The organism is Streptomyces sp. CB02009 (assembly GCF_001905825.1).
Taxonomy (GTDB): Bacteria; Actinomycetota; Actinomycetes; order Streptomycetales; family Streptomycetaceae; genus Streptomyces.
In genome coordinates, this window is record NZ_LIVV01000009.1 from 21,423 (window position 1) to 45,128 (window position 23,706).

The 23,706-nt window shown below is 72.9% G+C and carries 18 protein-coding genes; 10 read left to right on the forward strand and 8 right to left on the reverse strand.

From position 1 onward, the window contains the following. Positions 1 to 36: 36 nt before the first annotated feature. The gene (locus AMK27_RS30760; RefSeq protein ID WP_073915559.1) at positions 37 to 1,461 is read left to right on the forward strand and encodes a coenzyme F420-0:L-glutamate ligase; all 1,425 of its coding nucleotides are present in this window, start codon (positions 37 to 39) and stop codon (positions 1,459 to 1,461) included. A gap of 92 nt (positions 1,462 to 1,553) precedes the next feature. After that, positions 1,554 to 2,048, forward strand: a complete 495-nt coding sequence (locus AMK27_RS30765; RefSeq protein ID WP_073915563.1) for a hypothetical protein — start codon at positions 1,554 to 1,556, stop codon at positions 2,046 to 2,048. Between the two features lie 29 nt (positions 2,049 to 2,077). Here the strand turns inward: AMK27_RS30765 and AMK27_RS30770 are convergent, their stop codons facing one another. The 3 genes from AMK27_RS30770 to AMK27_RS30780 all read right to left on the reverse strand — a co-directional run bounded on the left by AMK27_RS30770 (position 2,078) and on the right by AMK27_RS30780 (position 6,684). Continuing rightward, positions 2,078 to 3,109, reverse strand: a complete 1,032-nt coding sequence (locus AMK27_RS30770) for a DNA-3-methyladenine glycosylase family protein (protein WP_073915568.1) — start codon at positions 3,107 to 3,109, stop codon at positions 2,078 to 2,080. Between the two features lie 810 nt (positions 3,110 to 3,919). Further along, entirely contained in the window at positions 3,920 to 5,002 is a 1,083-nt protein-coding gene (locus AMK27_RS30775; protein ID WP_073915571.1) for a nucleotidyltransferase family protein, read from the reverse strand. Between the two features lie 104 nt (positions 5,003 to 5,106). Next, positions 5,107 to 6,684: a peptidoglycan recognition protein family protein gene (locus AMK27_RS30780; RefSeq protein ID WP_073915574.1), complete on the reverse strand. Its 1,578-nt coding sequence runs from the start codon at positions 6,682 to 6,684 to the stop codon at positions 5,107 to 5,109. Positions 6,685 to 6,821: 137 nt separating this feature from the next. Here AMK27_RS30780 and AMK27_RS30785 point away from each other — a divergent pair, with 137 nt between their 5' ends. The 6 genes from AMK27_RS30785 to AMK27_RS30810 all read left to right on the forward strand — a co-directional run bounded on the left by AMK27_RS30785 (position 6,822) and on the right by AMK27_RS30810 (position 16,182). Further along, positions 6,822 to 7,574 carry a TIGR03089 family protein gene (locus tag AMK27_RS30785; protein WP_073915577.1) on the forward strand — a complete coding sequence of 251 codons (753 nt, stop codon included), beginning with the start codon at positions 6,822 to 6,824 and terminating at the stop codon, positions 7,572 to 7,574. Between the two features lie 288 nt (positions 7,575 to 7,862). Continuing rightward, positions 7,863 to 9,089 carry an LCP family protein gene (locus AMK27_RS30790; RefSeq protein WP_073915580.1) on the forward strand — a complete coding sequence of 409 codons (1,227 nt, stop codon included), beginning with the start codon at positions 7,863 to 7,865 and terminating at the stop codon, positions 9,087 to 9,089. 268 nt (positions 9,090 to 9,357) lie between these two features. After that, positions 9,358 to 11,100, forward strand: a complete 1,743-nt coding sequence (locus AMK27_RS30795; protein WP_073915583.1) for an LCP family protein — start codon at positions 9,358 to 9,360, stop codon at positions 11,098 to 11,100. 50 nt (positions 11,101 to 11,150) lie between these two features. Further along, entirely contained in the window at positions 11,151 to 12,944 is a 1,794-nt protein-coding gene (locus AMK27_RS30800) for an LCP family protein (protein WP_079188644.1), read from the forward strand. A gap of 218 nt (positions 12,945 to 13,162) precedes the next feature. Beyond that, complete coding sequence (locus tag AMK27_RS30805) at positions 13,163 to 14,689, forward strand: LCP family protein (protein WP_445194884.1); 1,527 nt, start codon at positions 13,163 to 13,165, stop codon at positions 14,687 to 14,689. Further along, positions 14,686 to 16,182, forward strand: coding sequence for an MFS transporter (locus tag AMK27_RS30810; RefSeq protein WP_073915589.1), 1,497 nt, complete (start codon positions 14,686 to 14,688; stop codon positions 16,180 to 16,182). The genes AMK27_RS30805 and AMK27_RS30810 overlap by 4 nt, the downstream gene beginning before the upstream one ends. Here the strand turns inward: AMK27_RS30810 and AMK27_RS30815 are convergent. Next, complete coding sequence (locus AMK27_RS30815) at positions 16,170 to 16,703, reverse strand: acyl-CoA thioesterase (protein WP_231074345.1); 534 nt, start codon at positions 16,701 to 16,703, stop codon at positions 16,170 to 16,172. The genes AMK27_RS30810 and AMK27_RS30815 overlap by 13 nt on opposite strands. Before the next feature lie 130 nt (positions 16,704 to 16,833). Here AMK27_RS30815 and AMK27_RS30820 point away from each other — a divergent pair, with 130 nt between their 5' ends. Further along, positions 16,834 to 18,141, forward strand: a complete 1,308-nt coding sequence (locus AMK27_RS30820; RefSeq protein ID WP_198955965.1) for an LCP family protein — start codon at positions 16,834 to 16,836, stop codon at positions 18,139 to 18,141. Between the two features lie 61 nt (positions 18,142 to 18,202). Here AMK27_RS30820 and AMK27_RS30825 read toward each other — a convergent pair whose 3' ends face one another. Further along, positions 18,203 to 19,375: an acyl-CoA dehydrogenase family protein gene (locus AMK27_RS30825; RefSeq protein ID WP_073915598.1), complete on the reverse strand. Its 1,173-nt coding sequence runs from the start codon at positions 19,373 to 19,375 to the stop codon at positions 18,203 to 18,205. A gap of 124 nt (positions 19,376 to 19,499) precedes the next feature. On the opposite strand from AMK27_RS30825, the gene AMK27_RS30830 reads away from it, so the two are divergent. Further along, positions 19,500 to 20,825 carry a UDP-glucose dehydrogenase family protein gene (locus tag AMK27_RS30830; protein WP_073915601.1) on the forward strand — a complete coding sequence of 442 codons (1,326 nt, stop codon included), beginning with the start codon at positions 19,500 to 19,502 and terminating at the stop codon, positions 20,823 to 20,825. Between the two features lie 61 nt (positions 20,826 to 20,886). Here AMK27_RS30830 and AMK27_RS30835 read toward each other — a convergent pair whose 3' ends face one another. From AMK27_RS30835 to purE, 3 genes are all read right to left on the reverse strand, one after another. Then, positions 20,887 to 21,819, reverse strand: coding sequence for a membrane dipeptidase (locus AMK27_RS30835; RefSeq protein ID WP_073915604.1), 933 nt, complete (start codon positions 21,817 to 21,819; stop codon positions 20,887 to 20,889). 149 nt (positions 21,820 to 21,968) lie between these two features. After that, complete coding sequence (locus tag AMK27_RS30840; RefSeq protein WP_241847650.1) at positions 21,969 to 23,195, reverse strand: dipeptidase; 1,227 nt, start codon at positions 23,193 to 23,195, stop codon at positions 21,969 to 21,971. Beyond that, complete coding sequence (gene purE, locus AMK27_RS30845; protein ID WP_073916512.1) at positions 23,192 to 23,689, reverse strand: 5-(carboxyamino)imidazole ribonucleotide mutase; 498 nt, start codon at positions 23,687 to 23,689, stop codon at positions 23,192 to 23,194. The genes AMK27_RS30840 and purE overlap by 4 nt, the downstream gene beginning before the upstream one ends. Positions 23,690 to 23,706: the final 17 nt, after the last annotated feature.

Genomic DNA, 23,706 nt, shown 5'->3' on the forward strand with positions numbered 1-23,706 from the left:
GTGACGGACGGGGCGGCCGCTGACGGGGCTGCCGGTATGGACGGGGCGGCCGCTACGGGCTGGGTGGCCGGTGACGGGGCCGCCGCTACGGACGGGGCCGCCGCTGACGCGGTCGTCCTTGGCGAGGTCGTCCTTGGCGAGGTCGCCGCGGGGCCGGAGCGGGAGGCTCCCTCGTACCGGGTCTGGGCACTGCCCGGACTGCCCGAGGTGACGGCCGGGGACGACCTGGCCAAGCTGATCGCCTCCGTCTCGCCCGCGCTCGTCGACGGGGACGTCCTCCTCGTCACCTCCAAGATCGTGAGCAAGGCCGAGGGGCGGGTGATCGCCGCCGACGACCGCGAGGCGGCGATCGACGCCGAGACGGTACGGGTGGTGGCACGGCGCGGCACCCTGCGGATCGTGGAGAACCGGCAGGGGCTCGTCATGGCCGCCGCCGGCGTCGACGCGTCCAACACCCCCGCCGGGACCGTCCTGTTGCTGCCCGAGGACCCCGACGCCTCGGCGCGGCGCATCCGTTCGGGGCTGCGCGACGCGCTCGGCGTCGACGTGGGCGTCGTCGTCACGGACACCTTCGGGCGGCCCTGGCGCGGCGGACTCACCGACGTGGCGATCGGCGCGGCCGGAGTGCGGGTCCTCGACGACCTGCGCGGCGGAACCGACGCGCACGGCAATCCGCTGAGCGCGACGGTGGTCGCCACGGCGGACGAACTCGCCGCCGCGGGCGACCTGGTGAAGGGCAAGGCGACCGGACTTCCGGTCGCCGTCGTCCGGGGCCTCCCGCACGTGGTGGCCGGGGACGAGGAGCCGGGGGCGCGGGCGCTGGTGCGCGGCGCCGCCGACGACATGTTCCGGCTGGGCACGTCGGAGGCCGTACGGGAGGCGGTGACGCAGCGGCGGACCGTACGGGAGTTCACCGACGAGCCGGTCGACCCGGGAGCGGTACGGCGCGCGGTCGCCGCGGCCCTGACGGCGCCGGCCCCGCACCACACGACGCCGTGGCGCTTCGTGCTCCTGGAATCGGCGGAGTCGCGGGTACGGCTGCTCGACGCGATGCGGGACGCGTGGATCGCGGACCTGCGGCAGGACGGCCGGTCCGAGGAGGCCATCGCGAAGCGGGTACGGCGCGGGGACGTGCTGCGCAACGCCCCGTACCTGGCGGTGCCCTGTCTCGTCATGGACGGCTCCCACCACTACGGCGACCCGCGCCGGGACACGGCCGAACGCGAGATGTTCGTGGTGGCGGCCGGCGCGGGCGTCCAGAACTTCCTGGTGGCACTGGCCGGCGAGCGGCTCGGCTCGGCGTGGGTGTCCTCGACGATGTTCTGCCGGGACGTCGTCCGCGAGGTCCTCGACCTGCCGGCCCACTGGGACCCCCTGGGCGCGGTGGCGATCGGACGGGCGGCGGGGGAACCGCGGGAGCGGGAGGCGCGGGTGGCTGCGGAGTTCGTCGAGGTGAGGTAGGGCGGCTCTCCTGAGTGTGGAGTGGAAAGGACCTGACCCGGGACGGGTCGGGTCGCTACTCTCGCCTCCTGCCGCGTGCGACAAGGGGGGCCGTGTCCACATCCAGTGCTGCGGGGCTGAGGCGGTGCGTCGTCTGCGCGCAGCCGGTCAGCCCGAAGAAGCTCGTCCTCGTCCGAGACGACCGGCCGGCGCACCGCGCCTGCCGGCCGGTGACGGGCGTGCCCGTCCGGGTCGCGGCCGAGGCGGCGGCCGCGGCCGCCGCCCGGAAGCCGAAGCCGCCGAAGCCCATGAGCCGGACCGAGATGCTCCGCCGCATCGACGAACTGCGCAGACGGGACGCGCGGAAGGCGGCGGAGCAGGGGCGCGGGAAGGCCGGGGCGGTGGGCGGGGGCCGGGGGGCGAAGTCCGCGAAGTCCGCGAAGTCCGCGGGCGGGGGTCGGGGTGTGGCGAAGCCCGCGAAGTCCGTGAAGAACGTTCCCGGGCCGAGGGTGGGCGGCTCCGGGGAGGCCGGCCCTCAGCCGTACTACGGCGTCGAGATGAAGTCCGTCGGCGGTCGGTGGGTGCAGATGCACCCGGACTCCGAGTAGCGCGCGGGCGGACGCCCCCGGGGCACCCCCTAGATCCGCGTGATGTCTCCCGGCGCCATGCGGGGGGCCCGGCGGGGCGGGACCCGGCCGCTGAGGAGGATCAGGCGGACCGCGCGGTGGCGTTGGCCCGCGTACGGGGCCAGGAGGTCGAGCATCGCCTCGTCGTCGGCCGCCCGGTCGCCCGCCAGGGCCCAGCCGACGATCCCGGGCAGGTGGAGGTCGCCGGTGGTGACCTCGTCCGGGGCGCCGTTGCTCCGCTGGATCGTCTCCGCGCTCGTCCACGGGCCGATGCCCGGGATCAGTTCCAGGCGCCTGCGGGCCGCCGGCGGGTCCATGAGGACGGCCTCCTCCAGACGGGCCGCGACCCGGGCCGCGCGGACGATCGTCGCCGAGCGCTTGCCGTCGACGTTCGCGCGGTGCCACTCCCATGACGGGATCCGCGTCCACGTCCGCGCGTCCGGCATCACGTACATGCCCTCGGGGGCCGGGCCGGGAGCGGGCTCGCCGAACGTCCGTACGAGCTGCCGCCAGGAGGCGTACGCCTCCGTCGCCGTGACCTTCTGCTCCAGGATCGTCGGGATCAGCGACTCCAGGACCAGGCCCGTACGGGTCAGCCGGAGGCCGGGGCGGCGGCGGAGGGACGCCAGGACCAGCTTGTGGCGGGGGACGAAGGCGGCGGGGTCGTCCTCGGAGCCGAGCAGCGCGGGGGCGTTGTCCAGGAGCCAGGTCGCGCCCGGGCCCCAGGCGTCAGCCTTGGGCGCCCCGTCGCGGACCGCCGCCAGTCGGATCGTGCCGGGGCCTTCGGGGGTGCGGCTCGCCCGCCAGACGGAGCCGTCGGGGGTCACCCGGAAGGTGGGGTCGGCGGGGCCGCGGCGGAGGGGGCCGAGGGTGAGACCGAGGTCCGGGGCGGGGCCGGGGATGGGGGCGGAAGCGGGGCTGAGGGCGGGGTCGGGGTCGGAGCCCGGGTCGAGGGGGGCGTTGGGGGGTGGGGGTACGGGGGTGTGGCCGCCTCGGAACGTGGTGCGGGTGGTGGGGGTGGGGGGTCTGAAGCGGCCGGCCATGGGTACGAGCGTAGCCCTGTGGGTGGGGGTGGGGGCTTGGTGCCGTGTGCGGCCGGGCCTGGTGCCGTGGGGCGGTCGGCTTGGCGCCGCCGTGGGGGCGGGGGCTTGGTGCCGGGGGGGGCGGGCCGATGTGACCTTGGCGCCGCCGGGTGAGCTGTTGGGCCCGCGCTGCGTCGCGTGAGCCGCGGGCTGGCGCTGCGTCGTGCGGGCACGCACCGTGTGCCACATCCACGCGTGCTCCGCCCGCCGCGCGCTGTGTCGCGTCGGCTGCGCCCGCCGCCCCGCCGTGTGGGCAATCGTCCCGCAGGGCGGGACGGGTGGGCACACGGGACGGCGCCCTGGCGGCGCCTCCGCCCCTTGCGCCCTGGCCCGCACCCCCCACAGCGCCGCACCTGTGGTGCGGGTCCAGGCGCGGAAGCCTAGGCCCGGCAACGGGCGCCGTTCCGTTGTGCCCACCCGTTCCGCCCCAGCGGAACAGTTGCCCACAACGGGGGTGGCGGGGGGGGCGGGCACCGCCGCAGCAGAGCAGGCTCCGTCCGGCCCGCGGGTCCCACAACGGGGGTGGGCGGGGTGGGCATCGCCCCAGCCCAGCGGGGGCGGGCGTGGCCCGTGCCAGGTGGGCGCTCGGCGGAGCAGCCAGGCGGGTGGCCGCCCTCTGGAGCCCGGTCCAGGGCGGTGGGCGGCCCTCTGGAGCCCGGGCCAGGCCGGTGGGCCGCCCTCTGGAGCCCCGGCCAGGCCGGTGGGCGGCCGCCCCTGGGCCTGGGCAGGGTTGCCCGGCCCAGGCCGGCGGGTGGGGCCCCGACCCGGGGGTTACTGGTCTGAGGAGAAGCGGATGGTGGCGGCGGGGAGGGTGGCGTTGCACCAGACCCTCGTGCCGTCGCGGAGTTCGTTGTCCGGGCCCACCTGCGCGCCGTCGCCGATCACCGCGCCCGCCAGGACCGTGCGGGCGCCGATGCGGGCGCCCGCACCGATCAGGGAGTCGGTGACCACCGCGCCCGGTTCGACGACCGCGCCGGCCAGCAGCGTGGAGCCCGTGATGCGGGCGCCTTCGCCGACGACCGCGTCCGCGCCGACGACCGTGCCGCCGGTCAGCTTGGCGTCGGGGGCGACGCGGGCCGACGGCAGGACCAGGCGGTCGCCGCAGCGGCCCGGGACGGCCGGGGAGGGGGCGCGGCCCAGGACCAGGTCGGCGGAGCCGCGGACGAAGGCCTGCGGGGTGCCGAGGTCGAGCCAGTAGGTGGAGTCGACCATGCCCTGGAGGTGGGCTCCGGCGGAGAGGAGTTCCGGGAAGGTCTCGCGTTCGACCGAGACGGGGCGGCCGGCGGGGATGCGGTCGATGACCGAGCGCCGGAACACGTACGCGCCGGCGTTGATCTGGTCGGTGACGATCTCCTCGGGGGTCTGCGGCTTCTCCAGGAAGGCCGTGACCCGGCCGGTCTCGTCCGTGGGGACCAGGCCGAAGGCGCGCGGGTCGTCGACCCGGGTGAGGTGCAGCGAGACGTCCGCGCCGGAGGAGGAGTGGGTGGCGACGAGGGCCTGGATGTCGAGGCCCGTGAGGATGTCCCCGTTGAAGATCAGGACCGGGTCGTCGGGGCCCGAGTGGAGTCGCGAGGCGACGTTGCGTATCGCGCCGCCGGTGCCGAGCGGCTCCTCCTCGGTGACGTACTCCAGGCTCAGGCCGAGCGCCGAGCCGTCACCGAAGTGCGGCTCGAAGACCTCGGCCAGGTAGGAGGTGGCGAGCACGATGTGCTCGACGCCGGCGGCGCGGGCGCGGGCCAGCTGGTGCGTCAGGAAGGGGACGCCGGCCGCCGGAACCATGGGCTTGGGCGTGTTGACCGTGAGCGGTCGCAGCCTCGTTCCCTTGCCACCGACCAGGAGGATCGCTTCTGTCACCTTGTCGTCTCTGCTTCCTGTTCGGGGCCCGTCGGCTCGCCCGTCTCGGTCGTCCGTGCGATATGACCGGTCAGTTTAGGCAGATGGTTGCCCCGATGACCCCATCAGCTCCTTCCCTGGTATTTCGCGGAGCTGGTGCGGGCCGTTCCGAGCTTGCCGTACAGGCGGGCTCCGGGGCACTCCGTCGCGAATCCGTCGCGGTGTCCGGCGATGGCGTTGAGCTTGACCGTGCTGCCCTTCTTGTACAGGTTTCCGCCACCGGAGACGAGGTACGCGGAGCCCTTCGGATTCACCCCGTGGAGCCCGAGCTTCCAGGCCGTCAGACGGGCGACGGCGGTCACGACGGCGGCCGGCGGGTTGCTCTTGGTGAAGGTGCCGAGGACGGCGATGCCCATGCTGTTGGTGTTGAACCCGAGGGTGTGCGCGCCGAGGACCGGCTTGGCCACTCCGCCGGCCCGGCCTTCGTAGATGTTTCCGCACTTGTCGACGGCGAAGTTGTAGCCGAAGTCGCGCCATCCACTGCTCTGTACGTGGTAGCGGTAGATACTGCGCAGAACGGAGGGGGCCTGGGCGCAGGTGTAGTTGTTGCCGGTGGCGCTGTGGTGCACGAAGGCGGCCTTGATGGTCTTCGTGTAGACGAAGCCCTTCTCTCGGATCCGCTCGTCGGCGCCCCAGCCCGCACGGGTGATGATCTTGGGTCGCGGTCCGATGTACGGCTTCGCGGCGGCCAACTGCTCGGACGCCTGGGCCTCGGCGGGGGCCTGGGCCTCGGCGGCCTGGGCCTCGTCCGGGGCCTGCGCCTCGTCCGGGAGGACGTGGGGAGCGACGTGCGGAGCCTGGGCCTCGCCGGGGGCCGGCGCGAACGGAAGCGTGAGCTCCGTGGCCTCCTTCGACAGGGCAGGGATCCAGGCCGAGCCGAACGGGGCGAGCTGGGTGTTCACGCCGCTCACCGCCGCCTGCGCCGCGCTGAGGCCGGCCAGGGCCAGCGAGCCGGCCGTCGTGCGGGACCACGAGGCCTTCGTCACGGCCGTCACCGCCGCGGCCTCCGCGGCCGCCGTGGCCGCGGTCGCGGGGGTCGCCGTCGTCTCCGGCTCCTGGGCGGGGTCCTGGGCCGGGGTTCCGCCCGGGGCCTCGCCCGGGTCGACCAGTTCCAGGCGCAGGCCCTCGGGGAGCGGCTCGTCCCCCCGTACCCGGATCTCGACGCCGTCCGAGTCGCCCACCCACAGCGGGGCGGTGGAGCCCTTGAGCGCCCGCCCGTGGCCTTCGGCGGTGTCGGGGTCGGCGCCGTGTTCCTCGTTGTGGGTCTCCACGTCCTGCCACTCCGACCAGGCGCCGCCGCCGGTGGCCCGGGTGCGGACCTGCACGACGCCGTGCAGGGCGGCCGCCGGGTCGTCCCAGACGACGCCGACGAGCGAGAAGGGTCTGACGTCGCGTCGGGTGAGTCCCTGGACGTCGGCGTCGTCCGCCCCGCCGCCCAGCGAGCGGTCGCCGGCGTCGAGCGGCTCCAGGGGCAGGGACTGCGTGGCGCCGGGCAGTTCGGGCGCGGGTGGCTGCGCGGTGGCCGCCGGTGGCAGCCCCAGCGCCGATGGCACCGCGGCCGCCGCGGGAGCGGCGAGAGAGACCGGCAGGGCGAGGACCGTCGCGCAGGTCACGGCGATCGAGGAGGCGAGTGAGCAACGCATGGGCCGATCGTGCGTAGCCCGGGGCCGTTCCGCGCGTCGGGAACCCGCCGGGAAACCCGCGTCCCGTCGGGCCGACCGGTGGACGGCGTCACCGGTACGGCGGACCCCGGCGGGGCGGCGCGCGTACGCTGTCCGGCGTGAACGCCAGCGACCGCACCCCCGCCGACCTGCTGCGATCCGCGCTCGCCGCGGACCCCGCCCGCCCCTTGGTCACCTTCTACGACGACGCCACCGGTGAGCGGGTGGAATTGTCCGTCGCCACCTTCGCCAATTGGGTGGCCAAGACGGCGAACCTGCTCCAGGGAGAGCTGTCCGCCGAGCCCGGCGACCGGCTCGCGCTGCTGCTGCCCGCGCACTGGCAGACGGCCGTCTGGCTGCTCGCCTGCTCGTCCGTCGGTGTGACCGCGGAGGTGGGCGGCGACCCGGCCGGCGCGGACCTGGTGGTCGCGGGACCGGACACGCTGGAGGCGGGGCTCGCCTGCTCCGGGGAGCGGATCGCGCTCTCCCTCGCCCCGCTGGGCCGCCGCTTCCCCACGGCGCCCGCCGGGTACGCGGACTACGCGGTGGAGGTGCCGAGCCAGGGCGACCGGTTCGCCCCCTTCGCACCGGTCGACCCGGGTGCTCCCGCGCTCGTCGTCGACGGGACGGAGCGCAGTGGGGCGCGCCTCGTCGAGGAGGCCCGCGCGGACGCCGAGGCCCTCGGCATCGCCCCCGGGGCGCGGCTGCTCTCCGGACTCGGGTACGGCGACTGGAAGGGCCTCTCCACGGGCCTGTACGCCCCGCTCGCGGCGGGCGGCTCCGTGGTCCTCTGCCGGAACCTGGACCAGCTGTCGCCCGAGTCCCTGGCGAAGCGCGCGGAGAGCGAGCGCGTCACGGTCACCGAGGTCTGACCGGCACCGCCGAACCCGTCTCCGGCCCTTCCCTCCCCTACGCCCCCGGCACCGGATCAGCGCCCGTGCCGGGGGCGTACGGCCGCCCGTACCGCGCCGGATGACCCCCGTACGTCCTCGTTCGGCCTAGCACCGCGCCGAGTCCACGCGTCACCGCGCCCCGTCCGGTACATGATCGGCCGGGGGAGGCGACTCCTTCCGCACAACCATGCGCGGGGTTCGGCCGTCTCCTCCTACGACCGGCGGCCGCCCGGCGCGCCGCCGACGCCATGAAGGACGGACTGAGACGTGACGGACCGTGCTGGTACGCCCGACGAACCGGATCCCCCGGCAGCGGAGGGAACCGCGGCGGAGGGCACGGCTCCCGGGGCTCCGGAGCCGCGCCGCCGACGCCACTGGCTGCGGTGGACGGCGCTCGGCGTCTCGCTGGTGGTGCTGGCCGCGGCCGGGGTCGGCTGGTGGTTCTACCGGAAGCTCGACGGCAACATCACCACGGACACCACCGCCGCCGCCGAGCTCCGGAGGTACGAGAAGGAGCGCCCGCCGGCGGTCGTGTCCGCCGCCCGGAACATCCTGCTCATCGGTTCGGACACCCGGTCGGGCGAGGGGAACCGGAAGTACGGCAGGGACAAGGGCACCCAGCGTTCGGACACGACGATCCTGCTGCACCTGTCGGCGGGGAAGAAGAGCGCGACGGCCGTCTCGGTCCCCCGCGACCTGATGGTGACGATCCCGAGCTGCCGCAGGACGGACGGGACGCGGACCCGTGAGCAGTTCGCGCAGTTCAACTGGGCCTTCGAGTTCGGCGGTACGGCGTGCACGATCCGTACCGTCGAGAAGCTGACCGGGATCCGGGTGGACCACCACATGGTGATCGACTTCCGGGGCTTCAAGAAGATGGTGGACGCCGTCGACGGTGTGGAGGTCTGCCTCAAGGAGCCGGTGAACGACCCGGACGCGAAGCTGAAGCTGCCCGCGGGACGCCAGACGCTCCACGGGGAGCAGGCCCTCGGCTTCGTACGGGCCCGGAAGTCGATCGGCAACGGCAGCGACACCGACCGCATGGACCGCCAGCAGCAGTTCCTCGGCGCCCTGGTCAACAAGGTGCAGAGCAACGGGGTGCTGCTGAACCCGACCAAGCTCTATCCGGTCCTGGACGCGGCCACCAAGGCGATCACCACCGACCAGGGGCTCGACTCGCTGCGGGACCTGTACGACCTGGCGCGTTCGATGCGGGCCATCCCGACCGAGAAGGTGCTGTTCCTCACGGTCCCCCGGCGCCCCTACACGTACGACGCGAACCGGGACGAACTGGTGCAGCCGGCGGCGAGTCAACTCTTCAAGCAGCTGCGGGAGGACCGGCCCGTCGTGGTGACCCCGGACGACGGGAAGAAGGACGGGACGGGAACGCCCGGGAACGGGGCGGACGGGAAGCCCGACGACGCGGACACCCCCGCCCCCTCCGTGACGCCGACCTTCACGGGGCGGACCGCGGCGGAAGGCGTGTGCTCCTAGCGCGGCGGCCGGAGGGGGCCGCGGGAGCGGTGAGTAAAGGGCGAACCAAGGGGAGGGTGGGGAGGGATGAGGTTTGAGCAAATTGCCCGGTTGTAAGGGTCGTGGAATTTGTCACGCGCGTCGCCCCACGCTGAACTGGGCGGATAGTGTGACGCGATCCGGTGCACCCCGACCGCGTGGTCGCACTCACCAAGGATCGAACGACCGAGAGAGCGGCGCCCTGTGGGGGAGGCGCCTCGCGTGGCACCGACGGAGGACTCGAGTAACCGTGGACGCGCACAGCCGTGGACGGGCGGACGAGATCGACCCCGCCGACCAGTGGGTGCTCAACCCGCAGACGGGCAACTACGAACTGCGACTGGACCACTCCGCTGAGCAGTCGCAGCCGCAGGCGGCGTCCGGGGCCCGTAGATCCACCGTTCCCGCTCCCGCGTCGCGCGACACCTCCGCCGAGCCGTCCGTGGACGCGCCCGTGCCCGGCCAGCGCCGCCGACGGGTCTCCGAGCCCGAAGGCGGCCGGGGCAAGGAGTCGTCCGCGAGCCGCCGCAAGCGCAAGCAGGGCGCGTCCCGCAAGAAGAAGGTCCTGCTGTGGACCGGCGGCACGATGGCGCTGGTCCTCGTCGGCGGCGCGACCGGCGCGTACGTGCTCTACAACAAGCTCGACGGGAACATCGACGTCGTCGACCCGGTGGGCGTCGAGAGCAAGGGCTTCCGCAAGGGCGAGGCCTTCAACGTCCTGATCATCGGCACCGACAAGCGGACCGGCGAGGGCAACTCGGGCTACGGCGACAACAACAGCCCCGGCCACGCGGACACCACGATCCTCTTCCACGTCTCCAAGGACCGGACGAACGCCACGGCGCTCTCCATCCCGCGCGACCTGATGACGACGATCCCCGAGTGCCAGACGCGGCAGCCCGACGGCCAGATCCTCACGATCCCCGGCCAGCGGCAGGCCCGCTTCAACGTGAGCCTCGGCCAGGACGGCCGCGACCCCGGCTGCACCATGCGCACGGTCAAGGAGCTGACCGGCCTGACCGTCGACCACTTCATGATGGTCGACTTCAACGCCGTCAAGGAGCTGACCTCGGCCGTCGGCGGTGTGAAGGTCTGCGTCGAGAAGGCCGTCGACGACCCCAAGTCGCACCTCAAGCTGCCGGCCGGCGAGTCGGTCATCGAGGGGGAGAAGGCGCTCGCCTTCGTCCGTACCCGCTCCAGCTTCGGCAACAAGAGCGACCTGGACCGGATCAAGGTCCAGCAGCAGTTCCTCGGTTCGATGATCCGGCAGATGAAGTCGAACGAGACGCTCACCAGCCCGACGAAGCTGTACGACCTCGCCCAGGCGGCGACGGACGCGCTCACCGTCGACAAGGGCATAGGGTCCCTCGGCAAGCTCCAGGACCTGGCGGGGGAACTCTCCGGGATCGACACGAAGAACATCGCGTTCGCGACCCTCCCGGTCATCGACAACCCGGACGAGCCCAAGCCGATCACCGTGGTGCCGCACCCGACGCAGGCACCGCAGCTCTTCGCCGCGATGCAGGCCGACACCTCGCTCACCGAGGTGAAGAAGAAGCAGCAGGACGCCAAGAACGCCCAGGCGCAGGCCCAGGCGAAGCTCCTCCAGGGTGCGCGGGCCGAGGCCGTCGACGTACGCGTCGACGTCTTCAACGGCAGCGGCATCACGGGCGCGGCCCAGTCGACCATCAACTGGCTGCAGAACGAAGAGGGCGTCACCCGCTCCACCAACAAGAGCAACGCCCCTGAGAAGGCGGCGAAGACGACGCTCACCTATGCACCGAACCAGGCCGATCAGGCCCGCAAGCTCGCGGACATGATGGGGCTGGCCGCCACGGCGCTCAAGCCGGGCACACAGGACGCCGCGGAACGCGAGCCCATGACGCTCGTTCTCGGTGCCGACTTCAAGGGCGCGGGGGTGCCCATCAACGGTCCGGTAAAGGCGCCGGACGTCGAGAAGGTACAAGCTGACAAGCAGGTGTGCGCCAAGTAGTCCGGAAACACCGGCACTTGGCGCGCTCCTGACTGACGAGGGGACCTGGGGTGGGACAGAACAGCGTGCGTGGGGAGGGAACGCGCGGACGCGTTCCGCGCGCCCGAGAACTGGGCTGGGACGACGAGCTGTACGACGCCGGTGCGGCCACCGGCGCCGATGCGGCCGACGCTCCCGAGGAGAAGGACACGGGGGCCGCATCCGACACGGGGGCCGCCTCCGACACGACGACCCGTGCCGAGCGCCGCCGTGGCGCCGGGAAGGGCGCAGCGAACGGCGGAGGCGGTACCGACGGACGGTCGGGCCACCGGCGCGGCGGCTCCCGCCGGCGCTCCAAGAAGGCCGGCAAGCGCAAGGCGCTGCGCTGGGTCGCGATCACGCTCGCGGTGCTGATACTCGGCACGGCCGGCGCCGGATACCTGTACTACGAGCACCTCAACGGCAACATCCGCGGCGGCTCGCGCGCGGGCGGCGACAGCGGCGTCAAGAAGGCCGCGCCGAACGCCCTCGGCGACACCCCGCTCAACATCCTCCTGATCGGCTCCGACAGCCGGGCCGACGCCAAGAACGTGGCGCTCGGCGGCGGCAAGAACCTCCGTGACGCGAAGCCGCTCGCGGACGTGCAGATGCTGCTCCACGTCTCCGCCGACCGGCAGAACGCCTCCATCGTCTCCATCCCGCGCGACACGATCGTGCCCATCCCGAAGTGCACCGGCAAGGACGGCGCCACCTACGGGGCGACGACCACCTCTCCCATCAACGAGACGCTGGGACGCGGGGGTCCCGGCTGCACGCTGACCACCTGGGAGAGCCTCACCGGGGTCTACATCGACCACTGGATGATGATCGACTTCTCGGGTGTGGTGGCGATGGCCGACGAGGTCGGCGGCGTCCCCGTCTGCGTGAAGACCGGCGTCTGGGACAAGCCGACCCGGCTGGTGAAGGGCGGCTCGGGCCTGAAGCTGCCCGAGGGCACCCACGAGATCCAGGGCAAGCAGGCCCTCCAGTGGCTGCGTACCCGGCACGCCTTCGGCAACGACCAGGGCCGGGCCAAGGCCCAGCACATGTACCTCAACGGCATGGTCGAGAAGCTCCAGAAGCAGGACGCCTGGAGCGACACCGGTCAGCTGATGGGGCTCGCCGAGACGGCCACCAAAGCGCTCCAGGTCTCCGACGAACTGAAGTCCGTGAAGAAGCTCTTCGACCTGTCGATGCAGCTCAAGAACGTGAAGATGAACCGCCTCACGACGGCGACCGTCCCGACCACCGAGTGGTCGCAGGACAGGAACAAGCTCCAGATGGTCCAGTCGTCCGCCGACAAGATGTGGGCGATGCTCCGCGACGACATCGCCTTCGACAAGAACGGCAAGCCGGCCACGGCCAAGCCGAAGCCGGGCGCGTCCGCGAAGCCGAAGACGGCCGCCGAGTCCCCGGACTCCTTCCCGGTCACCGTCGCCAACGGCACCGCGGGCACCGACCAGGCGCCCGTCGAGGGCCGCGCGAAGGCGATCACCGCGGCGCTCACGGAGAAGGGCTTCACGCAGGCCGGCTCCTCCAAGGAGCCGCAGCCCCGCCAGGACACGGTCGTCCTCTACCCGAAGGACGCCGGGGACCAGGGCCGGGCGAACGCCGTGTCGGTGGCGAAGGCCCTCGGGCTGCCGGAGACCAAGGTCAGGGCCGACGCCGCGGCGGAGGGCATCACGCTGATCGTCGGGGCCGACTGGCGCGAGGGCACCGCCTACAAGAAGCCGGCGGCGGAGGCGGGCGACCTGCCCGAGGGCGCCGACGACAAGGCGACCTGCATGGACATCTACTCGGTCTACAAGTGGGACGGGAAGAGCTGACCCTCCCCCGCGTGCGCACGACCCCGTACGGCCGACGGCCGGGACCCGTGAGGGTCCCGGCCGTCGGCCGTCGCGAGGCATGATCGCGGAGACGGCGCGGCACGGCTCCCGGGGACGCGGGTCCACCTCCCGGAGGACAGCGGATCAGGGCCGCCTCGTTACCGCGAACGGGGGACAGCGGGCGTGCCGCACGGGTGGTTCTGCCTTGCGCTGATCGTATGGGCCTACCGTGCTCACGGTTCCCTTTGTCACACCCGCGGAGGTGTCCGTCCGTGCCCACACCGCCCCGCACGCCCCGTCCCCGGCCCGCCGCCCGCTCCGCGCCGGTCCGCCGACGGCGGAGGCGCCCCCGGTGGGGGATGCGGATGGCGACGGCGCTCTCCGTGACGGTGCTCGCGGCGGGCGGGATCGGGCACGCGCTGGTCACCGGGCTCGACACCGGGATCACCCGGGTCGACCCCTTCAAGGACATGAAGAACCGGCCGCAGGCAGGGAACGGGATGAACGTCCTCGTCGTCGGCACCGACGGACGGGACCGGATCACCCCCGAGGAGAAGGCGAAGTACCGGCTCGGCGGCGCGCCCTGCCGCTGCACCGACACGGTGATGCTGGTCCACATCTCGGAGGACCGGGAGCGGGCGAGCGTGGTGAGCCTGCCCCGTGACTCGTACGCCGAGATGCCCGAGCACACCGACCTCACCAGCGGGAAGAAGCACCACGCGCACCCGGTGAAACTGAACGCGGCGTACGCGGAGGGCGGGCCCTCGCTGACCGTGCGGACCGTCGAGTCGATGACCGGGGTCAAGATCGACCACTATCTGGAGGTCGACTTCACCAGCTTCATGCGGACGGTGGACGCGGTCGGCGGGGTGCAGATCTGTACGACCCGGCCGGTCAAGGACGCGTACACCGGGCTCGACCTGCCGGCCGGCACCCACGAGCTGGACGGCGGGCAGGCCCTGCAGTACGTGCGCTCCCGGCACATCGACGGGGCCGCGGACATCGGCCGGATGCAGCGACAGCAGCGGTTCCTGGCGGCACTCGTCGAGCGGATCACGAGCGGCGGGGTGCTGTTCAACCCGGTGCGGTTCCGCGAGGTCGCCACGACGATGCTGAGCTCCGTCCGGGCCGACCAGGACTTCGGTACGGATCAGCTGCTCGCCCTGTCCAAGGCGATGCGGGGCTTCACGCCGGCGTCGTCGGAGTTCGTGTCCGTGCCGATCGGCGACATGAGCTTTCCCGTGAAGGGGATCGGGTCGACGGTGAAGTGGGACGCGGCGAAGGCGCGGCGGCTGTTCCAGGCGCTGCGGGAGGACCGGCCCCTGGCCGCGTCGAAGCCGGGTTCCGCGTCCTCCGCGAAGGCGCCGAAGGCCGTGGTGGTCGACGTGGCGCCGCGGACCGTGCGGGTGCAGGTCTACAACGGGACCAGGACGGACGGGCTCGGCCGGAAGGTCGACGACGCGCTGCGCGGGACCGGCTTCGACACCACCCGGGCCCCGAAGACCGGGACGGGGAAGGAGCGGGCGCGGACCCTCGTGGAGTACGACCCCCGCTGGGACCGCTCGGCGAAGTCCCTCGCGGCGGCGCTGCCGGGGGCGGAACTGCGGGCCGTGCAGGGGCGGGGCGGCACGCTGCGGGTGACGGTGGGGGCCGACTACAAGGGGGTGACGGCGGTCCGGAGCGAGGACACCGCACGGGGCGGGCCGTTCGAAGCGGTGACGGGCGACCGGGTGGTGTGCCCGTGACGACGGAGGCCGCGACGGCGGACGCCGGGCGGGCCGCGTCGGCGGCCGTGCTGATCGTGACCTGCGTCTCGACGCTGATCGTCAACGCCAACACGTCGGCGGTGAGCATCCTGCTGCCGGCGATCAGCGAGGACACCGGGATGTCGCTGGACACCCTGCAGTGGGCCGTCACCGGGTACTCGCTGGTGGGCGCGGCGGTGATCGTCACCTCGGGGGCTCTCGGCGACGTGTTCGGACGCCGGCTGGTGTTCCTGGGCGGGCTGGCGCTGTTCATCGGCTCGTGCGTGCTCATCGCGCTGTCCGGCGGCGGCGTGGGCGTGATCGTGGGGCGGGCGATCCAGGGGGCGGCGGGGGCCACGATCCTGGCCTGCGGGATGAGCCTGCTGTCCGTGGCCACGTCCGGTGCCGGGCAGGTGCGGGCGGTGACGCTGTGGGGCGGCGCGTCGGCGGTGGGGGCCGCGGCGGGGCCGCTGGTCGGCGGTGTGCTGGTGGACGGTACGGGCTGGCAGGGGCTGTTCTGGATCGACGCGGCGATCGCGCTCGCCTGTGTCCCGGTCACCCTGAAGGGCGTCGCCGAGTCCCGTGATCCCGAGCGGAGCCGCTCGATCGACTTCGCGGGGACGCTGCTGATCGCCGCCGTGCTGGCCCCGGCGCTGCTCGCGCTGAGCGAGGGCTCGGACTGGGGCTGGACCTCGGCCGGGGTGCTCGGCTGCTTCGCGGTGGCCGCGGCGTCGGCCGTGGGGTTCGTGGCGGTGGAGCGCCGGGTCGAGGCGCCGCTGGTGGACCTCCGGCTGCTGCGCGACCGGGTGCTGATCGGGGCGACGGTCGCGATCCTGCTGAGCGCGGGCGTGATCAACGGGCTGATGTACCTGGTCAGCCTCTACTTCCAGAACCCCGCCACGCTCGGGCTGAGCCCGTTCGAGGCCGGCCTGGCCACCCTGCCCGCGACGGTGGGGCTGATCGCGGTCACGCCCCTCGTGCCCCGGGCGGTCCAGCACCTGGGGATCGGCCCGGTGATCGCGCTGGGCTTCGCGGCGGCGACGGCCGGCTGCGCGCTGCTGGTGTTCGTGGAGGGCGACTGGCGGTACGCGGCGTTCGTCCTGCCGCTGGTGCTGCTGGCCGTCGGCCTGGGCCTGGTCAACGGACCGGCGAGTTCGGCGTCCACGTCGTCGGTGTCCGCCGACGCGGTCGGCGCCGCCTCCGGCATCTCGAACATGGCGCGGTACATCGGGGCGGCCGCGTTCACCGCGGCCGTCGCGACGGTCAACGCGACGGTGGGAGCGTCACGGACCGAGGACGGGGACGCGGCGGCCGACGCGCTGGCGGCGGGCCTGTCCGGTGCGTGCCTGCTGCTCACGGTGGCGTCGGGCGCGGGCATGCTGCTGTCCGTCCTCGCGGTACGGGCGCGCCGCCGCCGGGCGGGCCCGGGGGCCTACGGTGCGGCGGCGGCCTCGCACGCGCACACCGTGCCCGTCGTGCCTCAGTCCTCGTAGCCCTCGGCCGCGCGGCGTTCGCGGAGTTCCTTGATCGCCTGGCGGCGGGCCAGCCGGTGGGTGCGGCGGATCTGCGCCTCCTGGTTGCGGCGCTTGTCCCGCTCCGTCTCGGGGACGACCTGGGGGACCGGGCGCGGCTTGCCGTCGGCGTCGACCGCGGCGAAGACCAGGTAGGCGGAGCCGACCTGGGTCGCGGGCGTGGACTCGTTCCAGCGCTCCGCGAGGACCCGTACGCCGACCTCCATCGACGACCGGCCCGTCCAGTTCACCTGGGCCTTCACGTGCAGCAGGTCACCGACGCGCACCGGCTCAAGGAAGACCATCTCGTCCATCGAGGCGGTGACCGCCGGGCCGCCCGAGTGCCGGCCCGCGACGGCGCCCGCCGCGTCGTCCACCAGCTTCATGATCACGCCGCCGTGCACCGTACCGAGGAGGTTGGTGTCGTGGCTGGTCATGATGTGGCTGAGGGTGGTGCGGGAGGCCGAGGTGGGCTTGCCCGGAATATCGCCCTGATCTGTCATGCCCTCCACCATATGCCGGGTCCCGCGGCCGTCGCCGTTCGGTCCCCTTTGCATCAGCTTGGCAACAGCACCGGTCCGATCCTCCACCCGCCCTGTCGCGCGTAAAGGCATGCCCGGCACACTGGTCCGCATGAATGACTGGCCCGAAGACGGCGGCTACGGCCGTGGCAGCGCGAACTCCCAGCCCGAGGGACCTCGCCGGATGAGCCATGTGCAGCGTCCGCAGGTTCCGCAGCAGCCGCCTCGGCACGACCAGGGCTACCAGCAGGGCAGCGGCAACCAGGGCTACAACCCGAACTTCACCCAGGCGCAGGGCTCGGGCTACGACTCCGGTTACAGCTCGGGCCAGGTCTACGGCGGCGCCCAGCAGGGCGGCGCACCCCAGGGCGGCGGGCGCGGCACCGTGCCTCCGCAGTACGCTCCGGGCCCCGGCGCGGGCGGTCCCGGGCGTCCCGCCCCGGACTGGCGCAAGCGCATCAAGGTCGGCTCGATCGTCCTGGTCGTCGCCGTCACCGCCTGGGGCATCGGCACCTACGCGTGGGCCAGCTCGCAGATGCGCAACGAGGTCGACCTCTCCAAGGTCATCGAGCGTCCGTCCGAGGGCGACTGCACGACGTACCTGATCGTCGGCTCCGACAGCCGTGAGGGCATGTCGGCCGAGGAGAAGAAGAAGCTCCACACCGGTTCCGCCGAGGGCAAGCGGACCGACTCGATGATGATCCTCGCGTCCTGCTCCAGCGGGAACACGATGGTCTCGCTCCCCCGTGACTCCTGGGTGACGATCCCCAGCTTCGTGGGCTCCGAGTCGGGCAAGACGTATCCGGCGCGGGGCGGCTCCAAGCTGAACGCCGCGTACGCGATGGACGGCCCCGAGCTGCTCGTCCGCACCGTCGAGTACAACACCGGTCTGCGCATCGACCACTACGCCGAGATCGGCTTCGCCGGCTTCGCGAACATCGTCGACGCGCTCGGCGGTGTCGAGCTGAACATCGAGAAGGGCTTCAAGGACAAGAAGTCCGGCGCGAACTTCCAGGCCGGTACGCAGACCCTCAACGGCGAGCAGGCCCTGGCCTTCGTCCGCACCCGGTACGCCTTCGCCGAGTCGGACCTGCAGCGGACGAAGAACCAGCAGAAGTTCCTCTCCGCCCTGGCCAACCAGGCGGCGACGCCGGGCACGATCCTCAACCCGTTCGCGCTGTACCCGACGCTGGGCGCCGGTCTGGACACGCTGATCGTGGACAAGGACATGTCGCTGTACGACCTCGGGAAGATGTTCTTCGCCATGAAGGGCATCAACAGCGGTGACGGCAAGTCCATGAACATGCCGATCTCGGGCAGCGCGCCGCAGGGCTCCCTGAAGTGGGACATGCCCAAGGTGAAGCAGCTCGTGCAGCAGATCCAGAACGACGAGAAGGTCACGGTCGAGTCGAACCGCTGACCCCGTCGGACGGACGGCAGGGGGCGCTCCCGCCCGGTGGCGGGAGCGCCCTTCCGCGTGCCTACGGGAGGTTGCGGGCCATGACGATGCGCTGGACCTGGTTGGTGCCCTCGTAGATCTGGGTGATCTTGGCGTCGCGCATCATGCGCTCGACGGGGTAGTCGCGGGTGTAGCCGTAGCCGCCGAGGAGCTGGACGGCGTCGGTGGTGACCTCCATGGCGACGTCGGAGGCGAAGCACTTGGCGGCGGCGCCGAAGAAGGTGAGGTCCTCCTTGTCGCCCCCGGCGGAGACGCGCTCGGACTTCGCGGCGGCGGCGTAGGTGAGCTGGCGGGCCGCTTCGAGCTTCATGGCCATGTCGGCGAGCATGAACTGGACGCCCTGGAAGTCGGCGATGGGCTTGCCGAACTGCTTGCGCTCGGTGACGTAGCCCTTGGCGTAGTCCAGGGCGCCCTGGGCGATGCCGATGGCCTGGGCGGCGATGGTGATGCGGGTGTGGTCGAGGGTCTTCATCGCGGTGGCGAAGCCGGTGCCCTCGGCGCCGATCATGCGGCTCGCGGGGATGCGGACGTTGTCGAGGTAGACCTCGCGGGTCGGGGAGCCCTTGATGCCGAGCTTCTTCTCCGGGGCCCCGAAGGACACGCCCTCGTCGGACTTCTCCACGACGAAGGCGGAGATGCCCTTGGAGCGCTTGTCGGGGTCGGTGACGGCCATCACGGTGTAGTACTCGGAGACGCCGGCGTTGGTGATCCACCGCTTGACGCCGTTGAGGACCCAGAAGTCCCCGTCGCGCACGGCGCGGGTCTTCATCCCGGCCGCGTCCGAGCCCGCGTCGGGCTCGGAGAGGGCGTAGGAGAACATCGCGTCGCCCTTGGCCAGCGGGCCGAGGTACCGGTGCTTGAGTTCCTCGGAGCCGGACAGGATCACCGGCAGCGAGCCCAGCTTGTTGACCGCCGGGATCAGCGAGGACGAACCGCACGCACGGGCGACCTCCTCGATCACGATCACCGTGGCGAGCGCGTCCGCGCCCGCGCCGCCGTAGGCCTCCGGCACGTGCACCGCGTGCAGGTCGTTGGCGACCAGCGCGTCCAGGGCCTCCTGCGGGAACCGGCCCTCCTCGTCCACCGCCGCGGCGAACGGCACGATCTTCGCCTCCGCGAGCGCACGCACCGACTCCCGGAGCATGTCGTGCTCCTCGGAGGGCCGATACAGGTCGAAATCAGACGAACCTGACACTCTCACTCACTCCCACGTTGCTAACTACCGTTAAGTAACCCAAAGCGTAGGGCGTGCCCCGGCCCCGGACCAGAGCACGACTATGCTCGGGCAGGCATTCCGCCCGACGTCACTGGAGACCCGCATGGCCCTCAAGATCACCGTGATCGGCACCGGCTACCTCGGCGCCACCCACGCCGCGGCCATGGCGGAACTGGGCTTCGAGGTCCTGGGGCTCGACGTCGTGCCCGAGAAGATCGAGCTGCTGTCCTCCGGCCGGGTCCCGATGTACGAGCCGGGCCTGGAGGAACTCCTCGCGAAGCACGTCGCGGGCATCGAGGGTTCGAGCGGCCGGCTGCGCTTCACCACCTCCTGGGAGGAGGTCGGCGCCTTCGGCGACGTGCACTTCGTCTGTGTGAACACCCCGCAGAAGCACGGCGAGTACGCCTGCGACATGAGCTACGTGGACGCCGCCTTCGCCTCCCTCGCCGCGGTCGTACGCGAAGGGGCCCTGGTCGTCGGCAAGTCGACCGTGCCCGTCGGCTCGGCCGAGCGGCTCGCGGGCGTGCTCCCGGAGGGCGTGGAGCTGGCCTGGAACCCGGAGTTCCTGCGCGAGGGCTTCGCCGTCCAGGACACCCTGCACCCGGACCGGATCGTCGTCGGCGTCCAGGGCGAGCGGGCCGAGAAGCTGCTGCGCGAGGTGTACGCGGGGCCGGTCGGCGACGGTTCGCCGTTCGTGGTGACCGACTTCCCCACCGCCGAGCTGGTGAAGACCTCCGCGAACTCCTTCCTCGCGACCAAGATCTCCTTCATCAACGCGATGGCCGAGGTCTGCGAGGCCGCCGGCGGCGACGTCGCGAAGCTGGCCGAGGCGATCGGGCACGACGACCGGATCGGCGCCAAGTTCCTGCGCGCCGGCATCGGCTTCGGCGGCGGCTGCCTGCCCAAGGACATCCGGGCCTTCATGGCCCGCGCGGGAGAGCTGGGCGCCGACCAGGCGCTGACCTTCCTCCGCGAGATCGACTCCATCAACATGCGGCGCCGCGGCCAGATGGTCGAGATGGCGCGCGAGGCCCTCGGCGGCAGCACCTTCCTGGGCCGCCGGGTCGCCGTCCTCGGCGCCGCCTTCAAGCCGGACTCGGACGACGTCCGCGACTCCCCCGCGCTGAACGTGGCCGGTCAGATACACCTCCAGGGCGGCCAGGTCACCGTCTACGACCCCAAGGGCATGGACAACGCCCGCCGCCTCTTCCCGACCCTCGGATACGCCGATTCCGCCCTCGAAGCGGTGCGCGGGGCGGACGTGGTGCTGCACCTGACGGAGTGGCGCGAGTTCCGCGAGCTCGACCCGGCGGCGCTCGCCGAGGTCGCCGCCTCGCGGGTGATCCTGGACGGCCGCAACGCGCTGGACTCCGCGCGCTGGCGGTCGGCCGGCTGGACGTACCGGGCGATGGGTCGCCCGCGCGCCTGAGGACGCCGCGGTACGGGAGGAGGGGGCGCCGGCTTCGGCGCCCCCTCCTCCGTTCACACGGTCAGGCCGCCGCCGGCCTGATGCGGTTCGTCCGCGCCAGGAACTCCGCCTCGCGCAGCGCCCGCGTCACGTTGCCGTGCGCGAGGCCGACCAGTTCCTGGGCGGTCCAGTCCCGGCGGAGGAGCTCCGCGAAGAGCGGGACGTAGCCGACGGCCGGGGCGGTGGCGTGGGAGACGCCCACGCAGTGCGCGCCCGCCTCCGCGCGCACCCGGTCCAGGACGTCGGCGACCGCGGCCGGGTCCTCGGTCACGGTCACCATGCAGACGGCGCCGTTCTCGCCGAGCAGGCCCAGGACGTCGTCCGGCAGGCCTTCCGGGGCCGCCCTGGTGAGCAGGGCGGGGGCGCGGGTGACCGCGAGGGCGCGGCGGACCGTGTCCTGGTCGGCGTCCGAGAGGTCCACGGCCAGGCCGATGCGGTTCATCTCCCGTACCGCGTCGCGGGCGAAGCGGTCGAAGCGGGTGAGGTTCACGGCCCGTACGCCCAGGGCGTGGTAGGCCCGCAGGGTCGCGGCGGAGGCACCGAGCGCCGTCCAGCTGACCGGACCGAGCAGGGCGGCGACGCGGCCGCAGTTGCGGGCGTGGGCCATCTCGGAGGTCGTGTGGGCGAGGCGCAGGTCCTCGGGGCAGGCGGCGACGAGCGCGCGGATGGCGTCGATGCGCCGCAGGGTCCCGATGACGCCCGCAGCGTCCTCACCGGGTCCGACGCGCAGCGACCAGAACTGGGCTCCGGCCTCCGCCGCGCGGGCGGGCGGAAGGTCCTCGGGGTCGAGGCTCGGGGGCAGTTCGGTGTGTCCCTCGACGACGGGCTGCGCCGCCAGGATGGCGCGGGCCCGGGACGTCTCGTCGAGCGGTGGGGGTGGTTCGGGGGGTGCGGGCTCCCCGGCGGCGGCAGGGACGGTGGAGAGGGTGGGATGGTCGTCTAGCAGTTCCGCCATGGTCTGACTCCAGCTCGGTGATGCAGTACCGCCCCGCCGAATTGGGCGGGGCAGTACCGTCCACCGTGCCACCGGCCCCGCGCGGGGGCTCGGTGGGCTGAGCCGTCCGGGTGAACGGCGCGACCCGGGGCCGGGCCGTTCACACCTCGTCAGGCGACCGGCGTGTCCAGGGAGTCGATCGTCGCGTTCGACGGTGCCGTACGGCTCCGCAGGTCGCGCGAGACCGCCTCCGCGTCGCGCAGGACGCGGACGGCGTTGGACCAGGTCAGCTTCGCCAGGTCCGGGTGCGACCAGCCGCGGTGCAGCAGCTCGGCGACCAGGTTCGGGTAGCCGGCGACGTCGTCCAGGCCGGCCGGGGTGAAGGCCGTGCCGTCGTAGTCCCCGCCGATGCCGATGTGGTCGATGCCGGCGGCCTCGCGCATGTGGTCGAGGTGGTCGGCGACCGTGGCGGCGGTGGCGATCGGACGCGGGTTCGCCTCCTCGAAGGCGCGGTGCAGCTTCATCGCCTCCGCGGTCGTGTCGAGGTGGTCGAAGCCGTGCGCCCGGAGGTTCTCGTCGGCCCGCGCGGTCCACTCGACGGCCGCGGGGAGGATGAACTTGGGCACGAACGTGGCCATCGCGACGCCGCCGTTGGCGGGCAGCCGCTCCAGGACGTCGTCCGGGACGTTCCTCGGGTGGTCGCAGACGGCCAGCGCCGAGGAGTGCGAGAAGATCACCGGCGCGGCCGAGGCGTCCAGCGCGTCCCGCATGGTCGTCGCGGCGACGTGCGACAGGTCGACGAGCATGCCCGAGCGGTTCATCTCGCGGACGACCGTACGGCCGAAGGCGGAGAGCCCGCCGACGCCGGGCGCGTCGGTCGCGGAGTCCGCCCAGTCGTTGTTGTCGTTGTGGGTGAGCGTCATGTAGCGCACGCCGAGGGTGTGCAGGGCGCGCAGGGTGGCGAGGGAGTTGTTGATCGAGTGGCCGCCCTCGGCCCCCTTGAGGGAGGCGATGCGGCCCTGCTCGCGGGCCGCCTCCATGTCGTCGGCCGTCAGCGCCGGGGCGAGGTCGCCCGCGTACCGCTCCAGGAGCTGGTCGACGATGTCGATCTGCTCCAGGGTCGCGCTGACCGCGTCGTCGCCGGCCAGCCGGCAGGGCACGTACACCGACCAGAACTGGGCGCCGACCCCGCCGGCCCGCAGCCGCCCGAGGTCGGTGTGCAGGGCGCCGGTCTGGTCCGCCCCGATGTCCATCCGGTCCAGGTCGTACCGGACGTGCTCCCTCAGCGCCCACGGCAGGTCGTTGTGGCCGTCGACGACGGGGTGGCCGGCCAGCAGCTCGCGGGCCTCGGCGAGGCGGCCGGCCGCTCCGCCGGAGGCCCCGTCCACGGCGCTCACTTGGCGAAGCCGAACGAGTCCGCGCCCTCGACCCTGGCCCGCAGGCGCTTGCCCTTCTCCGTCGCCTGGTCGTTCAGCTCCTGCTGGAACTCCCGCATCCGGGCGAGCAGTGCGGGGTCGTGCGCGGCGAGGACACGGGCCGCGAGCAGGCCCGCGTTCCGGGCGCCGCCGACGGAGACCGTGGCGACCGGCACGCCGGCCGGCATCTGCACGATGGAGAGCAGCGAGTCCATGCCGTCGAGGTACTTCAGCGGCACCGGGACGCCGATGACCGGCAGCGGGGTGACGGAGGCGAGCATGCCGGGCAGGTGGGCGGCGCCGCCCGCGCCCGCGATGATCGCCTTGATGCCGCGGCCCGCGGCCTCCTCGCCGTACGCGATCATCTCGCGCGGCATCCGGTGCGCGGAGACGACGTCGACCTCGTAGGGGATCTCGAACTCGTCGAGGGCCTGCGCCGCGGCCTCCATGACGGGCCAGTCGGAGTCGGATCCCATGACGATGCCGATCACGG

Bases quoted from the DNA above. Each gene is read 5' to 3' on its own strand.
- purE (WP_073916512.1), bottom strand. From the start codon at position 23,689: ATGGGATCCGACTCCGACTGGCCCGTCATGGAGGCCGCGGCGCAGGCC.
- AMK27_RS30820 (WP_198955965.1), top strand. From the start codon at position 16,834: ATGAATGACTGGCCCGAAGACGGCGGCTACGGCCGTGGCAGCGCGAAC.
- AMK27_RS30760 (WP_073915559.1), top strand. From the start codon at position 37: ATGGACGGGGCGGCCGCTACGGGCTGGGTGGCCGGTGACGGGGCCGCC.
- AMK27_RS30815 (WP_231074345.1), bottom strand. From the start codon at position 16,703: ATGACAGATCAGGGCGATATTCCGGGCAAGCCCACCTCGGCCTCCCGC.
- AMK27_RS30835 (WP_073915604.1), bottom strand. From the start codon at position 21,819: ATGGCGGAACTGCTAGACGACCATCCCACCCTCTCCACCGTCCCTGCC.
- AMK27_RS30805 (WP_445194884.1), top strand. From the start codon at position 13,163: ATGGGCCTACCGTGCTCACGGTTCCCTTTGTCACACCCGCGGAGGTGT.
- AMK27_RS30770 (WP_073915568.1), bottom strand. From the start codon at position 3,109: ATGGCCGGCCGCTTCAGACCCCCCACCCCCACCACCCGCACCACGTTC.
- AMK27_RS30830 (WP_073915601.1), top strand. From the start codon at position 19,500: ATGGCCCTCAAGATCACCGTGATCGGCACCGGCTACCTCGGCGCCACC.
- AMK27_RS30780 (WP_073915574.1), bottom strand. From the start codon at position 6,684: ATGCGTTGCTCACTCGCCTCCTCGATCGCCGTGACCTGCGCGACGGTC.